This is a genomic window from Dactylosporangium thailandense, from assembly GCF_059739745.1.
In genome coordinates, this window is the sequence record NZ_AP029195.1 from 9,483,653 (window position 1) to 9,501,363 (window position 17,711).

Here is a 17,711-nt window from a genome sequence, read left to right on the forward strand (position 1 = left end):
GACCTGCGTGGCGAGGACACCGTCCCAGCGCCTGAGCAGGTCCGTGGCGGTCGCGCCGCCTGGTTTCGTCGGCATGGCATCGCCGGTGGCGGAGAAACTGGCCCTTTACGCCGACCGTTTCCGGGCTCGGGCCGATGTGTACGCGGTGCGTTGGGAGAACGCCAGGACCGGCGCGACAGGATGGATGCCCGCGGTCGCCGGAGGATGCACACGTATGGGTGTTCTTCACTGAAGCGATCTCAGCCGCCGTCGCCCGTTCCGTCGGCACCGCATTGATCCACGGGGCCACGGTACTGCGCGGCTCGATGGACCTGCGTTCGTACGACCGGCTGTTCCCGAACCAGGACGTGTTGCCCGAGGGTGGCTTCGGCAACCTGATCGCCGCCCCGTTGCAGGGCCGGCGCCGCAAGGACGGGCTGGCAGCGTTCCTTGACCTGGCCACGCTGGAACCCTACGAGGACCAGTGGGCGTTCCTGTCGACCCTCGACCGGCTCAGCCCCGGGGATGCGGCCAGACTCGCGCGCCGCGCGAAACGGGCGGTGGTCGGCGCGGAAGTCGCCGCCCTGAGCAGGTCCGACGCGACCCGGGTCCATCCGCCGCTACCTGTCGTGGTGCACGCCGAGCTCGGCGCCCCGCTGAGCCTGGACGCGACCCAGCTGACTCCCGCGGCTCTGTCGACGTTCAAGCACGCGGCCTCCATGGCCAACCCGAAGTTCTACGAGCTGCAACGGTTGCGCAAATCCACCTGGGACACGCCACGGTTCGTTCGCGGGTACGACCTCACCGTCGACGAATGCCACCATCTCGCGGCAGCGGCATACGACCATTCGGTCAAGCGCATGGCCGCTCAGTTCTGGCTCGGCCTCACCGCCACCCCGACCCGCCGCGACGGACTCGGCGAACTCGTCACCTGGCAGCTCGGACCCGTCCGGCACACCATCACCCACGAGCCACCCCGCAACGACGATCGAGGGACGCTCTTGGAAGCCTTGAGCACGAATGCCGGGCCTCGGCGCCTGCTGTACGTGCACGAGACCGGCTTCGAGTTCCGCGCCGACGATGCCGATTCGTCCGCTCCCTCCGCGATCGCCGAGGCGCACCGCGCCCTCGCCGTAGATGAGGCACGCAACACTCAGGTCGTCGCCGACGTGACCGCCGCTCTGCGACGCGGGCGCAACTGCCTGGTGCTCACCCGCCGCGTCGCACACGTCGAATCGCTCACCGCCGCGCTCGCCTCGCACGGCCGGCAGGCCCTCGTACTGCAGGGCAACATGTCCACCAGCGACCGGCGCGCCACTGTTCGACTGCTCACCGACGCGAAAGCCGGTGATGGGGTACTAGTCGTCGGTACCACGCCGTTCATCGGTGAAGGCTTCGACGCACCTGCACTGGACACGCTGTTCCTGGCTGCGCCGGTCTCCTACGACGGGCTGCTCGTCCAGTGCGCCGGCCGGGTGATCCGCGCCGCGCCCGGCAAGGAAGTCGCCGAGGTCCACGACTACCACGACCGGGCCGTCCCGATTCTCGCCGCCTCGCTCCAACGCCGCCTGCCCGGCTACCGCGCGCTCGGCTTCACCAGGGCATGACACGTGCCGAGATCACGGAACTGCGCTCATGTCGGCGTCTTCCCGGTGGTGCCAGCGATGAGGCCGGCGCGTTCGAGGCGGTCCAGCAGGCTCGGCTTGCGGGCGTGCTCCAGGCGCAGCTTGGTCCATCCGCCCGTGGAACGGCAACGGAAGGTCCAGGATCGCGATCGCCTGCCGCTCATGCGGCAGAGTATCCCGGCCATCGATCGACCCGCGTGAAAGGCCCGGTCCCACCGCCGGGCCATCTGGGCGCGGATGTTGTCGACGCGCTCGGCGGCACCTCGTCGTGCCCGGCGTTGTCAGCGTGAGGAGCCACCCGATGAGTCACGGAGCCGGTTGGCGATGTGTTCGGCGTTGAGCCGGCCGATCACCTCGTCGACGGCGTCGGAGTCCCGCGGGTCGACGCCGCGGGCCTTCAGCTCGGCGGCGATCTGCTTCGCCGGCCCCCAGGACGTCTCGTCATCGACCGCGTGCTCGAACTGCGGCAGCCACGTGTCGACCGCGGCGGTCACCGGCGTGATCCACTCGTCGGCCACCCCACGGCGCTCCAGCGCGAACCGCAACCAGCCCCGGAGGGCGTCGGGCAGCGCGAGCCGGCCGTCCGCGTCGAGGAACGCCTTCCGCCGGCAGCCAGTCGGCGAGGAATATCGCGACCGCGTCGGGGCTCCAGCGCCGAGCGGTGCGGCCAGCCAGGCCTGGCCGAGCCAGCCGGAGGCCCATCGTTCGGCCTCGAGCGGATCGGTGTATGTGAGCAGATCCTGGGCGGCCCGGACGAGGCGGTCGGAGGGCCGCAGCGAACGCGCGGGCATCTGACGACGAGCCTTCGGACTGCCCCGGCCGGCCGGGCGCCCGCGACTCTTCGGGCTCATTCCAACAGTCCAACACATCGACGAAGGTGCTATCCATTCGGTACGCCGAGCAGCGCCGCCAGCCTTTTGTTGATCGCGTCCACGTCGAACGGCGTCGTACCGTCGCCGTCCTCGGGATGCCAGTCTTCGATCGGAGCATCACCGCGGCCGTCGGTACACGTGATGGCAACAGCCGCGTCCGGCTCCTCCAGCTCGTCGATCTTCTCGACCGTGATCCGATGCTCCCAGCAGTCGCCGAGGTCGTAGACGTACGTCATCGTGGCGCCTTCGCGGGGCATGGCCTTTGCCAGCCGTACATCTGACTCGTCTTCGTGCTCGTCGAGCGCAACATCCGGATCGGAATAGCGGCGCCGGTCGGCCTCGAAGGTGTGCAGATGACTGTCGTCCCATTCGAAGGCGGTCTGGATCGCGTAGTGCAGGACGTCGAGCGGGATTGACGCCGGTACGCGCAGCCGCCGCCACACAGGTGGCCTGACGTCGGACAGGACGATCTTCAGCTGGTACACGCGCTGGCGAGGGCGCCCGGCGGCGATGAGCGCGTCGCGGAGTCCGGGCGCGCCCGGATGGCCGCTCGCGTCGACGACCGCCATGCCGCCGAAGTCCTGCACGAGGTAGTACGCCTCTTCGAGATCCTCGACGGCGAGCGCGTACTCCACGGCCAGCCAGCACCGGTCCGCCTCGCTCGGCTCCGGCTGATCCTCCGCCGCATCCCAGGTGGCCAGGGCCGCACGAGCGTGCGGGGCGAGCATCGGCTGTTCGAGCGCTGCCTGCCACACCGGTCGCATCGACTCACCCAGCGCGCCGACCAGATCGATCCCGGCGACCCGAGCCGCCGGCGTCCCAGCCTCAGCGGCGATCAAAACGTCCGCGACGGCCTCGTTGACGTCCCGACCGGCGAGCCAGCGCTGCGCGTGGCGCAGAAGGTCCTGCTCGGACATGGTTGCCAGCCTGGTCAGCAGTTCGGACGCCGACAGGTCCGGCGAGACCGATGGTGACGTAGTCGCCGCGAAGCGCCCGCTCGCCCACCGGCCCAGCGACGTCAGCCGCGCCGCGGTGTCCACGGCCCCGAACTCGGCCAGCACCTCCAGCCCGCCCTCGACGGGCATCACCCCTCGGCGGAACGCCTCGAAGACCGCGCCGAACTGCCACACGTCCTCCGCACGAAGTCGTTCGTCGACCATGTCTTCGAGCTCGTCGACCTGTGGCTCGCCTTCCAGGACCTTCAGCAGCGTCCGGCACAGTACGACCGCACCCTCGGCGCGGCGATCGTGAGATTCCGCCCGCAGTACCGCGAGTAGCGCGGTCCACCACGCTTCCAGCTGATCGCCGACCGGGCCGGCCGTCGCCGTGGCCCGGGCCGCCCCGACCGCCACAAGTCCCATGGCCTGGGCTGCGATCCATGGCCGGTGGAGCACTTCGATGTCGGCGGCGGTGCGAGCCTTCTCCGGAGCCTCCACGCCCATGGCTGCCGCGGCGGGCGAGATGTCGACCAGCCGGAGGACCCCCTTCGCGGTCACCGGCCGGCCGGCGCCCACCCAATCAGCCAGCCGGCTGGCACGGACCATGATCGTGCAGTTGACGGCGTCCTGGATGAGCGCGACAGTCATCGGGAGAGCATAGGAGGATCGCCGCCATGGTGCTCGCGCGCGACTCGCGCCTGCAGGCCGAAACGTTGCACACCATGGGCGAACCTGAGAAACCTCAGCTCGGGTCCGATGGGGCGACTTGAACACCCAACCTTCCGATTACAAGGCGAGCTATGTCCGTTTTTACGAGTATTACCGGTTCTATTTCGTGCTAGCTTGTCCGGATTTCCGTCCCGCACCATCGGGCGCGTCCAGGATCGCGGGGCGGGGTCCAGGAACAGCGGAGCACGTATTGAGCGCCGACGATTCCACTGTGGACGGTCGGCATTTGGGAAGCCATGCCGCCCGAGAACTGTCGTACCCGGTCGTTAGGCTCCGCTGTGCGGACACCACTGGGGAGCGCCACACTGACCGAGATCGCCGCCGAGCCGGCCTACGGCTCTTCCTTCGAAGACCTCGCCGCCTTCCTGAAGTGGCCGGAAGCCCAGCGGCTACTCAGCCCACGAAATGCGCAAGACCAGCAACAGCATAGGCATCGTGCTCCTAACCATGTATGCCGGAACTGCACGCCTGCCGGAGGGTGAGGAGGTGTCGACCGGGCCGCGCCTACAGCTGTAACGGCGGATAGAGCGCCTTGGTCGGATTCGGCGCGCTACGGAGTCCCGCGAACCAGTCCTCGGCGGCCCGCTTCCGCTCGGCGTGCTCTTCGACGATGCCCGGACCGACCAGACCGGCGATGCACGTGCTGATCGACATTGCCGCCAGCTGCCTGGCGAACGGCTGGACGCTCCCGACGCCGGCCGCCGTGACCGGCCCGCCGTGCACGATGCAGTTCCTCACGCGTTGCAACCGGACCCGAGCGCGGCCCCAGCCTTCGTCGATCGAGTCCGCGAGGTCAGCAATCGCGGCCGGAGACGCCAGCCGGCGCAAGAGCGACCGCACCTGCCTTGCCGTGCGGGTGAACGGCGACAGCGCATCGCCGATCCCCGGCAGGGCCGAGAGTCCTTCGACCATGTTCACCATCTGCTCGCCCTCGCGCCGTTCGAGTACCCGCGCCTGCAGCGATTTCACCGCTGAGGGGGCAAGGCCGGACCTCGTGTCCAGGATGTGGATCGTCGCCAGCAGCATATTGCCGAGGTCATCCTCAATGACGCCACGAATCCAACGCCTCCGCAGCACGATCTGCAGGTAGTCGTACCAGGCGAACTGGTCGACGCGGGCGGCCACGTGCTCGATCACCTGCACGTACTGCGCGAGTGCGGCCGGCGGCTGCTGATCGGCGACGCTCTGCCAGATACGGACAGCGTCCACCAGCACCGACAGGTCACCGTCTGATGCCGTCCAGTGCGCGCCGACCGTCCTGCTCCGAGCCTCCAGCTCGGCACCCGTGTAGTCGATGTTCAGACTCCGCTCCGGCACTTCGAAGGCCGCCACGAACGGCGAAACGCCGGACAGGCGATCGTCCTGGAAGTGCAGGAAGCCATGCATCGCGGTCCAGTTTCGGGTGTCTCCGCCGTAGAACTTGCCGAGCGCCACAGCGCCTTCCGCCATCCGCAACGCCTTGTCCGGCGCATTGGGGATGGCGGCCAGGCCGAGGTCGACCCGCGCGTAGACGACGTCCGCCCCTTCCGCGAGATCGACGGGGATGAACCAGGAGCCGGCGTCCCGCCACTCCGCCGGCAATCTCGGGTCCGTGAACCTCTCCGCCCGGACCAAGCCGTCGATCAAATCGCCCCAGTAGAAGGTCACCGCACCGAATGCAACACTGTCCGTGGGAAGTCGCGCTTTGTCGAAGGCGACCCAGACCACATGGCGGGCCACTCGGGGCGGCGCGGCGATGAAGCGGGCACAGAGCGCCAGGCGATCGCTCTCCTCAAGGTCCGCCCGTTCGAGCGGGCCGGGCCAATCCGCACAGGTGTCGCCGACACGCCGCCGGGCCTCGAACACACTCCTGGCCCGGTTCGCAACAATCCCGGTGACCGCGGACGCGACCTCACGTCGGTTCATGCCGGCGGCCTCAACGATGCGCCAGAAGAGATCCCGGCGGTGCGCCAGCAGGTCGTACTCCGTGCCCGATGCTTCGCAGTCCGCCGCGAGATCCCGCCAGGCGGCCGCCGCGGCCGCCGACGTGGAGATCTTCGACCGCACCGCGAGCACGGCGGCCGACGCGGCAGCACCGGCCGCCGTTGAAACCGCCGTCCGGTCCTTCTCGAAAGCATCTGGGACGACCGAGACAGCGCTCAACAGCACGTCCAGCTCCGGCTCCAGCTCGTCCCGGAGGGCAGGACCGATCAACGTGCCGGCGTGCTGGAGGTCGTCGACGACCGACACCCAGCCCGACTTCTGCTGCCCACCGTAGGGCCGGTCGTGATCCAGCCATGCCTGCAGTTCGGTCAGTGCCACCAGCACGTCGATGTTATGCAGAGCAGCCCACCAAGGGGCACGGTCGGTCCACGTCGACGCGTCCTGCAGTTCATCCAGCCAACTCGATTGCCCGATCCCAAATACCATGGCGTGACTATCGCAAGGTCATGGGTAGTCATAGAGAGCAGGTCCAGGGCCCCGTCCCAGCCGAAGCAACAGCGCCTCCCGCGGCCAGTCGCCATCTACGACAGTGCCTTGCGCCGGATTTCAAGGGTTCGATGATGGAACACGAGTTGGAATACTGATGCAGTGACGTTCATCGGCGGCGAGCACGTATGGGATCGGCTGTGCGCACTGACTGCGGGTGCGGCGCATCGACGAGTGGCGGTTGCCTTCGCCGGTCGAAACGCAGCCGGGATCCTGCCGCTGTCGGTCAACGACACGGTGGTCGTAGACGGCAGCGATGACGCCTTGGCTGCCGGTTCGACGCATCCAGACGCGCTGGCGACGTGGCTGTCGGCTGGAGCTCACGTGTGGTCGCTGCCCGGCCTGCACGCGAAGGTCGTGCTCCTGGAAGGCGCTGACGGTGCCCGCACCGCGATCGTCGGGTCGGCCAACATCTCCGACCGTGCCAACAGCCAACTCATCGAAGCCGTCGTCACCACCGACGATCACGACTGCTGCCAGTCGATCAGCGACGAGTTGGATCGGTGGGTCGGGATGGCCGATCCGGTGGATGCCGCGTGGCTGCAGCGCGCCCGGACCCTGTACCGCGAGCCGAAGCAACCGCGTCAGGGCGGCGGCCGGCGGCGTGGGACACGCCTGGACCGGAAAGCGCCGCTGTGGGTCGGGATGTCCACCCCTGTCGCCGAACCGCTGTCGCCCGCTGCCGAAGCCGAGTACAAGCACGTCGTTCAGGACGACGGGCGGCGCGCCGAGGTCGAGTGGTGGCACCTCAACGATGGCGACGAGGGCATCGTCCTGCCGGGCCACAACGTCATCCTGGTAAGCAACCCGTCGGACCGCGAGGAACCCGTCGGGCAGGCAACCGCGTGGGGCCCGTCCAAGGTAGTCCGCGTTGTTCCCGGCAGCGAACAGCACCGACCGGTGGCGATCCTCGTCCGCGACCCCGAGCTCGCCCGCTACCGCTTCTCCGACGTGCGAGCAACGATCACCGGTACCGGCACGGCGATCGACTGGGAACGCCCGCTCGACGTCCGAGCAGCCGTGGCGCTGTACCGCATGTGGCCGGCCGGCGACGCAGGCCACGGCGAGTGAACCGGGCGCGTCGAACGGTCCCCGGCGGGTTGACGGATTACTTCGCTACCGCGAAGTTGCCGTTTCGGGGTAGTGCGGTCCCTTGGCATCCCACCGCGCCAACGGTCGTCCTCATACGAAACCAGGAGCGAAACCATGCCTCTGTACGAGATCGGTGAGCACGGCCTCCGCCGGCAAGAGGCGGCACAGTTCGCGGCGTTGGGCATCTACGAGCGTGCCGATCTTCAACGACTGCTGCGCGACGACATCGCCGTGCTGGCACCGGATCTGCTGGTCATCGCCGAGGAGTTCGGCAACTGGGAGAACTCCCGGCGCCGCATCGATCTGCTCGCGATCGACAAGGTGGGTCACCTGGTGGTGATCGAACTCAAGCGGACCGACGACGGCGGGCACATGGAACTGCAGGCCCTGCGGTACGCGGCGATGATCGCCGCGATGGGCTTCGAGGAGGTCGTGTCCACCTACGAGGCGCACCTGGCCGCGACGGCTCCGGACGGCGACACGGACGCCCGGTCGGCGCTGCTCGCGTGGCTCGACGCCACCGAGGAGAGCCCGGTCATCTCGTCCGACGTCCGCATCATGCTGGTGTCGGCGGACTTCGGCCGGGAGCTGACCACCACGGTGCTGTGGCTCAACCGCTTCGTCGGCATGGACGTGCGATGCGTCCGCCTGATCCCATACGCGATCGACGGTCGGATTCTGCTCGACATCCAGCAGGTCATTCCGCTGCCCGAGGCCGGCGACTACCAGGTCCGGACCACCCAGAAGGCGGCCACGCAGGAGCGCCACAGCAGCGACAGCCGCGACTGGACGAGGTACCACATCATCGTCGACGGGCAAGCCTCGGAGGATCTCAACAAGCGCCACGCGGTACGCCTGATGATCCAACGCCTCGTCGAGCGCGGCGTGCCGGCCACCGCGATCGCGACGAAGGTGACGCCCGGCCGCTTTCGCCGGCTCGACGGCGAGCACACCACCGACGAGGCGGTCCAGGCGGCGCTGGCCGGACAGTACCCGGATGTCAACGTGCAGGCGTGGTTCACGGAACACGCCATTGTGCAGGACGGCGCTACCTGGCTCGTGCGCCGTATCTGGGGCCGCGCCACCGAGCCGACGCTGATCACCTTGCGCGACGCGTTCCCCGAGGCCAGGGTCTCGTTCCAGCGCGCCGCCGCATCCGCCTGAGTCGCGGAATCCATCGGGCAGTTGTCAGCCCGGCGCCCCCCGCGCGTTGCCGCAAGGCAGCCGAACAGCGCCCCGCCGTGCCGACTCAGCCGTTCCAGCGACCAGCGCCCGCACCTAGGGTCAGCTCGTGCTACCCGCAGTCTCGATCTTGACATGGCGGAAAGCAGGCACCTGACCGTACAAATCGGAGGACGGCGCCGTGAGCGCGGCACCGGCGTGGCAGCTCATCCTGCGGGTAGCCCGGGAACTTTCGGCCCAGTCGCCTGAGTTCAACCGGTCGGAGTTGATCGACGGGGTACGCTGCATCGATCCGGGTCGACAGCCCGGTTCGCTGGGACCAGTGATCCAGGGCATGACGCGCGCGATGCCACCGGCGGCCCGCCAAGTCCTTGCGGCACACCCTTGGTTCGGGTGTCGCACGGCCGGTACCGGCTCATCGAAAGCGACGTCCGCAACGACGCCACCCCGATCGTCCGGATGCCCCTGACGATCGCCCCGGAGCCGACGGTGCCGGGTGACGGCACGCGGGCGCACATCGCGCTCATCGGATGCGTCAAGACCAAACTGGATCGTCCCGCTCCGGCACGAGACCTGTACCGCTCGCCGCTGTTCACGTACCGGCGTGCCTACGCCGAGCGGCACGCCGATCGCTATTACATCCTCAGCGCCGAGCACGGCCTGATCCGGCCGGACGCGCTGCTGACTCCGTACGACACAGCGCTTACGCAGCAGAGCAGCGCATACCGGCGCGCGTGGGGACAGTGGGTCGTGGCGAAACTCCTCACCGCCGAACCATCGCTCCGCGGGCTCGTCATCGACATCCACGCCGGCGACGAGTACGCCACCGCTGTCGCGTCGCTGCTGACGGAGGCCGGGGCGCAGGTACGACGGCCGCTGCTGGGGCTCTCGCTCGGTCGGCAGCTGTCCTGGTACCGGCAGCACGAGCCGGGCCTGTCCACCCGATCGAGCCTTGCCGTCATCGACGGTCCAACCTCGAGCGGAGCCTTCACCTACCAGTGGCCAGCCGAGATCGAGTCCTACGACGCCGGTTGGACGCTGACGGTGGCGCACTCCACCGGGCCACGCCCCATCCGCATCGGCACCGCGGATCGGCCCGCCTATGGCCGGACGCGACGACGGCTCGTCGTCTGGATCGACGGAGAGCCGGTCGCCGAAGCTGCCGGCACCGACGAGTACGGCACGAACCGGCAGCTGGCAAGTCTGCTCAAGGACAGCGCCGGTCAGCTGATCGCGGCTGACGGAGCCGTTCCCGCGCTGTACGCGTCCTTCGCGTTCTTGCCGTTTCGCGAGGTTGTCAGCGGACCGTACGCGCGCGACGGGCTCGCCGTCTGCATGACTGAGGATGACGTCCTCGGCTGGTCTGCATACGCCTTGGCGCGCAGCCAGGTGCGCGGTGCGCTGCCCGACACTCCGGCGCCGGCTCATGCCGACGAGGGCAACAACGCGCCCGCCAAGGCCGTCGTCGCGGCGCTGCTGCATTACGGCAGGGAGCACCGTAGCGAACGGGCCGACACGAAGCCGGCGTTCACCCCGCACGTCGACGCCAACGACTTCCTGCTTGCTGATCCTTTCGCGTTCCTGCTGGCTGTCCTGTTCGACCAGAGCATTCCGGCCGAGCGCGCCTGGCGGGCGCCGTACGACCTGCGGCAGCGACTCGGCCATCTCGACCCGAAGCGGTTCGTCGCAGAACCGGATCAGATCCGCGACGCGGTCGCCCAGCCGTCGGCGCTGCACCGATACGTCAAGATCATGCCGGACTGGCTTGTCCACGCCGCTCGAATCGTGCTTGAGCGATACGACGGCGACGCCAGCAGCATCTGGCGCGACGAACCACGGGCTGTCGAACTCAACGCGCGCCTCCGACGCTTCCCCGGCATCGGGCAGAAGAAGGCCGCCATGGCCGTCGAAATCCTCCACCGCGACCTGGGCGTGAAGATTCGCGATCTGTCCGGCAGTGACATCGCCTACGACGTACACGTACGTCGAGTCTTCCCTCGCACCCGCCTCGCAGAAGTCGATGACCTGAATCATATGGTCGAGGTGGCGCGGTGGCTGCACCCCGAACGTCCCGGTGAGCTCGACTATCCAGCATGGCTCACCGGGCGGCGCTGGTGCGGGCCGGGGACGCCGGACTGCGGCGGCTGCCCGCTGGCTAGCGTCTGCCCGCAGGGCATCCAGCGCGCAGGACGAATGTGATTCCGGCAATTAGGGCAACGTTGGCAGCCGGAGTCAATGAGCCGAACGCCCGTTAACGGAGCCGATACGGCTCTTCGATTCCCAGTCGCGGCTCCATACGGTCATGCAAGTCGGTCTTCGACACGGAATCGCTCGCTGACCGTGAAAGGAGACGCGGATGGCCGAGGATGAGTCGCTGCTCGACCAGCTCTTCGATCGGTTGGCCAAGGACGATGTGGCCGATGACGTAGTCGATCTCGTCCTCGGGGCCTACGTCGGCGACGACGCCCTCGACGGTGTGCTCGGTGGCAAGCCGGTTGACCTTCCGGCCCGCGATCCCGGAATGCGGCCGCGACCGCAGCAGGTCTACCTGGATTCCGTCACGGTCGCCGGGTTCCGCGGCGTCGGGCCACAGCAGAGTCTGCGGCTGCAGCCGCACGCGGGGTTGACGCTCGTCGTCGGGCGTAACGGCTCCGGCAAGTCGAGCTATGCCGAGGCGGTCGAGCTCGCCCTCACCGGCGACAGTGCGCGCTGGGCCGAGCGCAATAGTGTCTTCAAGGACGGCTGGCGCAACCTTCACCACGGGTCGCCTTGCGAGATCGAGGTCCAGCTGCGCGCCGACGGGGCCGCGAAGCCCATCCGGGTACGCCGCAGTTGGCGTGAGGAGCACACCGAGGCCGACCAAGGCGTGGGCAGCATCCTGGCCGACGACGGGCAGCGCTACACGGCCACCGCCGAGCTGGGGTGGCAACAGCCGCTCGAGGCATATCGCCCGTTCCTCACCGCGAGTGACCTGGGCCGACTCGTCACCTCCAAGCCCAGTGGGCTCTTCGACGCGCTGGCGCCAATCCTCGGCATGACCCCACTGACCGACGCCGACGGGCGGCTCATGCGGGTTCGCCGCGAACTGAGCGAGGAGATCGCGGTCGTCAAGGCGGCGCGCGAGCGCCTACGTACGGCGCTGGCCGACGTCGACGACCAGCGGGCCCAAGAAGCGGCCGCCATCCTGGCCAAGCGGGCCCCCGACCTCGACGCCCTCGACCAGCTGCTTGCCGACGCCGGCAACGACACCACCGATCCGGTCGCCGTCGCGGCCCGCCGTCTCGTCGCTGTCGCACTTCCCGACGCCGAATATGCCGTTGGTCTGGCCGACGAGCTCGCCGCCGCGACGGCCCGCGTCGCCGAGTTCGCCACCACCCATGCCGGTACTGCCGACCGTGCGGCCCAGCTGCTGCGGATGGCGGTCGGCTTCCACGACGAGCACGGTGACGGCCCGTGCCCGGTCTGCGGCATCGGCACCCTCGACTCCGCTTGGCGCGCGACCGCCGGGGAAACCCTCGATCGGCTGCAGCGCGACACCGCCGCTATGGAGGAGGCCAGCCGCCGACTGCAGCAGGTGCGGGCCCAAGCCGCACGACTGCTCGACCTCGACGCACGGGTCAGCCTCGACGATCTCGCAGCGGTGGAGGGCGCACTCGACCAGCCAGAGGCGGTACGGCGGTTCCGCGCCAAGGTCGACGAGCTACGTGCCGACCAGCTCGCGACGCACCTGCGTACCGCCTATCCGCCGCTGCTCGCGGCGCTGGCCGAGCTGCAAGACCTAACGAGTGCCTGGCTGCGGCAGCGCCACGACGCCTGGCGAGAACACGGCGCCGCGCTGCAGGAGTGGTCGACGCATGCTCGCACCTCCGGCGAGGCTGAGGTGAAGCTGAAGCGGGTCAACGCCGCTCGGGACTGGTTGCGGCCGGCGATCGCGCAGCTGCGCGACGAGCGGTTCGAGCCGTTCGCCCAGCGCTCCCAGGAAATCTGGGACGAGCTACGCCAGGAGAGCAACGTCGAGCTCAGCGGGATGCGGCTCGACGGCGCCAACACCCGTCGCAAGATTTCCTTCCCGGCCAGGGTCGACGGCACCAGTACCTCTGCGATGGCCGTGATGAGCCAGGGAGAGCTCCAGGCGCTCGGCCTGTCGGTGTTCCTCCCGCGCGCCTGTGCCGATGACAGCCCGTTCCGATTCGTCATCATCGACGACCCGGTACAGAGCATGGACCCATCGAAGGTCGACGGTCTGGCCCGGGTGTTGGCCAGCCTGTCGCAGACCCGGCAGGTCATTGTCTTCACCCATGACAACCGGCTGCCCGAAGCGGTCCGCCGGCTGCGGATAGAGGCCACCATCTGGGCGGTCACCCGCCGCGATCAGTCTGAGGTGGAGATCCGCAAGAACAGCGACCCAATCGAACGGTACCTCAACGACGCCACAGCGATACTCAAGACCGACGAGCTCGCCGACAACGCCCGCTACCCGCTGGTCTCCGGCTTCTGTCGCTCCGCGCTAGAGGCCGCCTGTCACGAGCGAATCCGGCGCGAATTCATCGCCCGGGGCGAACGGCACGGGGAAGTAGAGGAACTGATCGAGAAAGCGTTCACGCTGAACCAGTTGGCCGCTCTCGCGCTCTTCGGCGACATGCACCAGGGCAGCAAAGTGTTCAACCGGCTCAACCAGTACGGCAGGTGGGCCGGTGATGCGTTCAAGGCTTGCAAGGAGGGCGTTCACCGCCCCGGGACGTTCGACCTTGAAAGGCTCGTCCGCGACAGTCGGCGGCTTGCCGAGGAACTGCGATGACAACCGGCCAGGCGACCACGCTGCCCCAGGACTGCCTCGACGCCGCGGACTGGCTACTCACCAGCGTCGTTCGTGGTGCCCGCGGCGCATGGCCGCGCGCCTGCGCCTGGCTGCTCCGGCTGGCACTGGAATCAGCCATGGACAACTACTGGCGGCGCTGCCATCCCGAGATCGCCGCCGTACAGGCCAGGTCGCCGCAGTTCCTCGTCCTCGAGCGATACGCCGGCCGAGGCACCGCTACCCGCGCCGGTTACGCCTGGTGGGCATTGTCGCGCGCGGGCCACCACCACTGCTACGAACTCGGCCTGACGGCAGGCGAGCTGCACCGGCTGAGGGAAGTCGTGGCAGCAGTCATCACCGACCTCGACAACGCCGGCGCGGCCGCGATCGACGCCTGATCGCCCTCTTCACCGTTGGCTCGGCACGCGCCGATTGAAGCGCGGTTTCAGCGCTAGGACCAATGCCTCCTTCACGCCCTCCGGGTTGTCCGTCTCGTACCAGCGGACCGTGCACTGCCCCAGCCAGGCCGCGATCTCGCCGGCCGAGGCAGCGTGGTCCGGCGTATCGAGGAGCTGGCCGACCTGGTCGTGCAGCACCGAGGAGCTGCGGTTGCCGGTCAGGTGCTGCCGGAGCCGGCGCCGCAGGTCGCCCGTCGAGCCGACGTAGACGACCAGATTCCGGTCGAGCACCACGTGCACGCCGGCCGAGCTGCGTGCGGTCGCAGCGACTTCTGGCGTATACGGCTGAGCGTCGGAGAAATCAGCGAGAAGATCGCCGTACGACAAGTCAGGCATCAGCCAACCGTAGCGGCGTCGCGCCAGCCAGCCCTGGCCCCGCACCAGCTCCGACGCTGGACGACCTACAACGCCGTCGTCGACGCGTTGGCTGTCCGCCCATAGTGGCGCGGCCGCCCAGCCGACGACGTCACTGCCTGTGTCGAGCGCTAGGATCCGGCTCCAACCTGGATTCTCCGAGCACGCAAGAGCACGAGCGTCGGCCGATGGACCAGCAAGCAGCCAACTGCAGGATCTGGACTCAATACTTCCGATTTCAAGACGAGCCATGTCCGGTTTTACGAGTATTGAGCGTGCTGTTTAGTGCGGCCTTGTCCGGATTCTGGTCCAGCCGGGCGGTCCGAGTCCAAGGCGCCGGGGTGGTGTCCAGAAACGGCGGAGCACGCGTCGAGCCCGCCCGAATCCACAGTGGACCTGCGCGCTACAACTGGTCGTTGTCGATCAGCTTGACGCGCCACTCTGCGAACCGAGCCCTCAGATTGTCCAGCGCTCGGCCAGTCACCCCGTACTCGGCGAAGTCGGTGGTCGAAAGTTGGTCGATCGCCCCGAGCGCGTCGGCGAACATGCGCGGCTCGAACCCGTTGTCGGCTCGATGGGCCAGCCACAGCAGATCCTCGTGGCTGTATCGACCGGACTCAGCAGCGGCGTCAACGTCGATGAAGTCCCGAGCAAGCGCGCGGCCGAAGAGGGCGCACATCTTGTTCGCGACGGCATCATCGGGGTGCAAGACGGGGCCGATGGACATGCGGACCGGGTCGTTCGCTCGCCAGTCGACGCCCATCTCGACTTTGGCGTTGCTGCCGTCCACCGGGTCGGTGACACGAAGCCGCGCGAAGGAACCAGCGTGCTGAAGCTCGACCGCCACATGAAGGCCGTCGCCGTCATAGGCATTCACGACTGCACCGACGGCGTCGTCGAACTCGTCAGTCCTGTTCCACGCCGTGAAGAGATCGACGTCTTCGCTGGGCCGGTCGAGAAGGCCAGCCGCCTGCACAGCATAGCCGCCCGCCAAAGCGAAACCGTACCGATCCGCGGCCGCGAGTCCGACGCGAGCCAGCCGTTCGTGGAAGGGATGCACCGGCTACCGCTGCCCGGCACCGGCGTGACCGAGCTGAGGAAACCGAGCTTCCCAAAGCCGGCGGACCTTCGGCGGCAGGTACATGCTGGCCCATTCGGCTTCGAGCCTCTCGCGGTTCAGCCACGTGGCGAGGTCGTCGACGCTTTGCGCCTCCTGCAGGACGACCTTGTACATGGTGACCAACCGCTTGGGGTCGTCAAGGTCGTAGATTGCGTGGCCGGACCAGTCGAGATGACTCGGGAGCGTCACCGTCCCGCGCACTGGCCCGACCAGCTGGGAGAGGCTGTCCGCGACGACGACCGGCTTCCGTTCACCGTACGGCCTGTAGTCGGCGGGCGGGGCAGGCGCCGGTGCGGCCTGGCCTCTTCCTCGCGCGCCGCGCTTCCACCGCCGGTGCGGCGGCAGCACCTTCTGGGCGATAGATTCGCGGGTCAGACCGCTATGGCGCGCGAGTTCCGCCTGGGACACATGCGGAGCGGCCTTCACGACCTCGGCGTCGAGTTCGTCGTTCACGCGCCGGAGCTCGGCACGAAGCTCAGCACGTCGCCGGCCGAGCGAGTCGACACGACTGAGGTCGTATCCCGAGGTCACATTCCAACGATAGCCAACCACTAGGCCTAGCACTAGGCAGCCTCTACGGTCTGATCACCGCGGCCCCTGCGCATCCTTCAGCACGGCGACTGCTCACCGGCGTCGCCACGACGCTGTACACCTGCACGAACTGGCCCGGCACAGCCGACGTCGCTCCAACCTCGACATGCACGCCGCACGGCTCGCAACACTCATCGCATCCCTGGTCACCCGACCCGGCTGACGACTTGACCTTCACGGAAAGGCGAGCGTTCATCGACGTCCAGCCGTCCTGCAGGAGCGTCGATGGAGCAGCTCATCATCGGTACCGCCGTCGCCAACGACTTCGGCGTGCTTGTCGCGAACCGTCGACGACGGCTCGGCATGAGTCAGCGCGATCTCGCTGACCGGGTATGCGCGGTGTCCGGGCGGCCAACGGTCACCAGGCACGAGCTGTCGCGGTACGAGCGCGGCACGCGGCTGCCTGGGCGACCCATGATCGCGGTGCTGGCCGACGTGCTGGACGTGCCGATCGCCTCGCTCACTGATGCGATCGAAGCAACGCTGGCGCGGCGCCGGCGCGAGGGCGCCGCGGAACCAAGCCGTCCCGGGTGATCGGCCTGCACGCCGACGCGCGACAAACCCTCCGCAGGTATACCGCGCCCGGTATCGCCACTGGCGGTCAGCCGCACACGCTGCCGCGTCGCTTCCGCAGGCGCAACCGGCGCCACCTCTGTCACGAATGTCCGTTACAGCATATTTTAGCATCGGCCGAGCGGATGATTTCCCGCGGAGGGGGCGTTCGCAGAATCTGACAAGAGCCGATAGGGGTGCGTAGGCGGTCCGCAAGGAGGCCCGTCGGTTCTATCTTATGGTGGCGGTGGCCATGAGCAGCCCGCCGCGCCTCCCGGACACGACGAATACGCTGGGCTCCGATACCAGAGCTGCCCGTCACCGACGCCATCAAAATGCTCAGCCGGTACCGTCGGGCGGTCCATGCGTCCTGCACCACATTCGCAAACAGGTGTCCGCGAAATCTGACAGAAGCCGGTTTGAGGGTGCGGAGATACCTGACGACGTGACCGTGGGCTGCCCCGGTCAGCGTTCCCTCCAGCAGGATGGCCATCCGCGCATGCCACGCCCGATCATCCTGCCGCCGGGCGCCGGTCAGCCGCTCCTCGTCTCGTCCGTAGCGGTACTCCCGGCACGGCTGGAGCGGCACAGCAGTCGCAGCGCCTCGGTCGTCTTCGGCCGGACCCGCTCAATGGCGGCCTGGCATCGGCGTCGTTGCTCCGCCTCCTTGCGCCGTTCCTCGCCGAGGTAGCCCTCGCGGTGGCGGCGCGCCGTCGCACCTCAGATCTACGGGATCCGTTCACGACAAACCAGGAGATTCTCGTGCAGCCGATCTGCTTGCCCTCCGTTGCGGGGCCGGCCTTGCCGTCCCTGTTGACCTCCGCCTTGAACCGGACCTCCGAACGGACCGGTCCGGCAGCTCACAGCCCAGCACAAGGCCACTGTCAGCGTTCGCCGCTTCGCTGCGACAGACCCCCCGGTCTGGGTCTCTCCCCCAGGGAACGTGCTTCAT

At 68.3% G+C, this 17,711-nt stretch carries 15 protein-coding genes; 9 read left to right on the forward strand and 6 right to left on the reverse strand.

Annotated features, from left to right (window positions below; translation table 11 throughout):
- The first annotated feature begins 31 nt into the window (after positions 1 to 31).
- Positions 32 to 232 carry a TOTE conflict system archaeo-eukaryotic primase domain-containing protein gene (locus AC6JBM_RS42190; RefSeq protein ID WP_497986657.1) on the forward strand — a complete coding sequence of 67 codons (201 nt, stop codon included), beginning with the start codon at positions 32 to 34 and terminating at the stop codon, positions 230 to 232.
- Positions 135 to 1,586, forward strand: coding sequence for a TOTE conflict system archaeo-eukaryotic primase domain-containing protein (locus AC6JBM_RS42195; protein WP_497979379.1), 1,452 nt, complete (start codon positions 135 to 137; stop codon positions 1,584 to 1,586). The genes AC6JBM_RS42190 and AC6JBM_RS42195 overlap by 98 nt, the downstream gene beginning before the upstream one ends.
- A 299-nt stretch (positions 1,587 to 1,885) precedes the next feature.
- Here the strand turns inward: AC6JBM_RS42195 and AC6JBM_RS42200 are convergent, their stop codons facing one another.
- From AC6JBM_RS42200 to AC6JBM_RS42210, 3 genes are all read right to left on the reverse strand, one after another.
- Entirely contained in the window at positions 1,886 to 2,395 is a 510-nt protein-coding gene (locus AC6JBM_RS42200) for a hypothetical protein (RefSeq protein ID WP_497979380.1), read from the reverse strand.
- 89 nt (positions 2,396 to 2,484) lie between these two features.
- Positions 2,485 to 4,062 (reverse strand): plasmid pRiA4b ORF-3 family protein, encoded by a 1,578-nt coding sequence (locus tag AC6JBM_RS42205; protein ID WP_497979381.1) that lies wholly within the window; start codon positions 4,060 to 4,062, stop codon positions 2,485 to 2,487.
- Positions 4,063 to 4,647: 585 nt separating this feature from the next.
- On the reverse strand, positions 4,648 to 6,552 hold the full coding sequence (locus AC6JBM_RS42210; RefSeq protein ID WP_497979382.1) for a hypothetical protein: 1,905 nt from the start codon (positions 6,550 to 6,552) through the stop codon (positions 4,648 to 4,650).
- Between the two features lie 162 nt (positions 6,553 to 6,714).
- On the opposite strand from AC6JBM_RS42210, the gene AC6JBM_RS42215 reads away from it, so the two are divergent.
- The 6 genes from AC6JBM_RS42215 to AC6JBM_RS42240 all read left to right on the forward strand — a co-directional run bounded on the left by AC6JBM_RS42215 (position 6,715) and on the right by AC6JBM_RS42240 (position 14,082).
- The gene (locus tag AC6JBM_RS42215) at positions 6,715 to 7,683 is read left to right on the forward strand and encodes a phospholipase D family protein (protein ID WP_497979383.1); all 969 of its coding nucleotides are present in this window, start codon (positions 6,715 to 6,717) and stop codon (positions 7,681 to 7,683) included.
- 72 nt (positions 7,684 to 7,755) lie between these two features.
- Positions 7,756 to 8,868 carry a hypothetical protein gene (locus tag AC6JBM_RS42220; RefSeq protein WP_497979384.1) on the forward strand — a complete coding sequence of 371 codons (1,113 nt, stop codon included), beginning with the start codon at positions 7,756 to 7,758 and terminating at the stop codon, positions 8,866 to 8,868.
- Between the two features lie 199 nt (positions 8,869 to 9,067).
- Positions 9,068 to 9,355, forward strand: coding sequence for a DUF7669 domain-containing protein (locus tag AC6JBM_RS42225; protein ID WP_497979385.1), 288 nt, complete (start codon positions 9,068 to 9,070; stop codon positions 9,353 to 9,355).
- Entirely contained in the window at positions 9,280 to 11,085 is a 1,806-nt protein-coding gene (locus AC6JBM_RS42230; protein WP_497979386.1) for a DUF6884 domain-containing protein, read from the forward strand. The genes AC6JBM_RS42225 and AC6JBM_RS42230 overlap by 76 nt, the downstream gene beginning before the upstream one ends.
- Before the next feature lie 157 nt (positions 11,086 to 11,242).
- Entirely contained in the window at positions 11,243 to 13,684 is a 2,442-nt protein-coding gene (locus tag AC6JBM_RS42235) for an AAA family ATPase (RefSeq protein WP_497979387.1), read from the forward strand.
- Positions 13,681 to 14,082 (forward strand): hypothetical protein, encoded by a 402-nt coding sequence (locus AC6JBM_RS42240; RefSeq protein ID WP_497979388.1) that lies wholly within the window; start codon positions 13,681 to 13,683, stop codon positions 14,080 to 14,082. Before AC6JBM_RS42235 ends, AC6JBM_RS42240 begins: the two co-directional genes overlap by 4 nt.
- Before the next feature lie 9 nt (positions 14,083 to 14,091).
- Here the strand turns inward: AC6JBM_RS42240 and AC6JBM_RS42245 are convergent, their stop codons facing one another.
- The 3 genes from AC6JBM_RS42245 to AC6JBM_RS42255 all read right to left on the reverse strand — a co-directional run bounded on the left by AC6JBM_RS42245 (position 14,092) and on the right by AC6JBM_RS42255 (position 16,147).
- On the reverse strand, positions 14,092 to 14,478 hold the full coding sequence (locus AC6JBM_RS42245) for a GIY-YIG nuclease family protein (protein ID WP_497979389.1): 387 nt from the start codon (positions 14,476 to 14,478) through the stop codon (positions 14,092 to 14,094).
- 421 nt (positions 14,479 to 14,899) lie between these two features.
- On the reverse strand, positions 14,900 to 15,556 hold the full coding sequence (locus AC6JBM_RS42250; RefSeq protein ID WP_497979390.1) for a nucleotidyl transferase AbiEii/AbiGii toxin family protein: 657 nt from the start codon (positions 15,554 to 15,556) through the stop codon (positions 14,900 to 14,902).
- A 3-nt stretch (positions 15,557 to 15,559) separates the two neighbouring features.
- Positions 15,560 to 16,147 carry a hypothetical protein gene (locus AC6JBM_RS42255; protein WP_497979391.1) on the reverse strand — a complete coding sequence of 196 codons (588 nt, stop codon included), beginning with the start codon at positions 16,145 to 16,147 and terminating at the stop codon, positions 15,560 to 15,562.
- A gap of 285 nt (positions 16,148 to 16,432) precedes the next feature.
- Between AC6JBM_RS42255 and AC6JBM_RS42260 the strand changes: the two genes are divergently transcribed.
- On the forward strand, positions 16,433 to 16,741 hold the full coding sequence (locus AC6JBM_RS42260; RefSeq protein WP_497979392.1) for a helix-turn-helix domain-containing protein: 309 nt from the start codon (positions 16,433 to 16,435) through the stop codon (positions 16,739 to 16,741).
- Positions 16,742 to 17,711: the final 970 nt, after the last annotated feature.

What these genes read in the sequence shown, in the direction of transcription:
- AC6JBM_RS42195 (WP_497979379.1), top strand. Translation starts at nt 135, where the DNA reads ATGTGTACGCGGTGCGTTGGGAGAACGCCAGGACCGGCGCGACAGGAT.
- AC6JBM_RS42200 (WP_497979380.1), bottom strand. Translation starts at nt 2,395, where the DNA reads ATGCCCGCGCGTTCGCTGCGGCCCTCCGACCGCCTCGTCCGGGCCGCC.
- AC6JBM_RS42205 (WP_497979381.1), bottom strand. Translation starts at nt 4,062, where the DNA reads ATGACTGTCGCGCTCATCCAGGACGCCGTCAACTGCACGATCATGGTC.
- AC6JBM_RS42210 (WP_497979382.1), bottom strand. Translation starts at nt 6,552, where the DNA reads ATGGTATTTGGGATCGGGCAATCGAGTTGGCTGGATGAACTGCAGGAC.
- AC6JBM_RS42235 (WP_497979387.1), top strand. Translation starts at nt 11,243, where the DNA reads ATGGCCGAGGATGAGTCGCTGCTCGACCAGCTCTTCGATCGGTTGGCC.
- AC6JBM_RS42240 (WP_497979388.1), top strand. Translation starts at nt 13,681, where the DNA reads ATGACAACCGGCCAGGCGACCACGCTGCCCCAGGACTGCCTCGACGCC.
- AC6JBM_RS42245 (WP_497979389.1), bottom strand. Translation starts at nt 14,478, where the DNA reads ATGCCTGACTTGTCGTACGGCGATCTTCTCGCTGATTTCTCCGACGCT.
- AC6JBM_RS42260 (WP_497979392.1), top strand. Translation starts at nt 16,433, where the DNA reads ATGGAGCAGCTCATCATCGGTACCGCCGTCGCCAACGACTTCGGCGTG.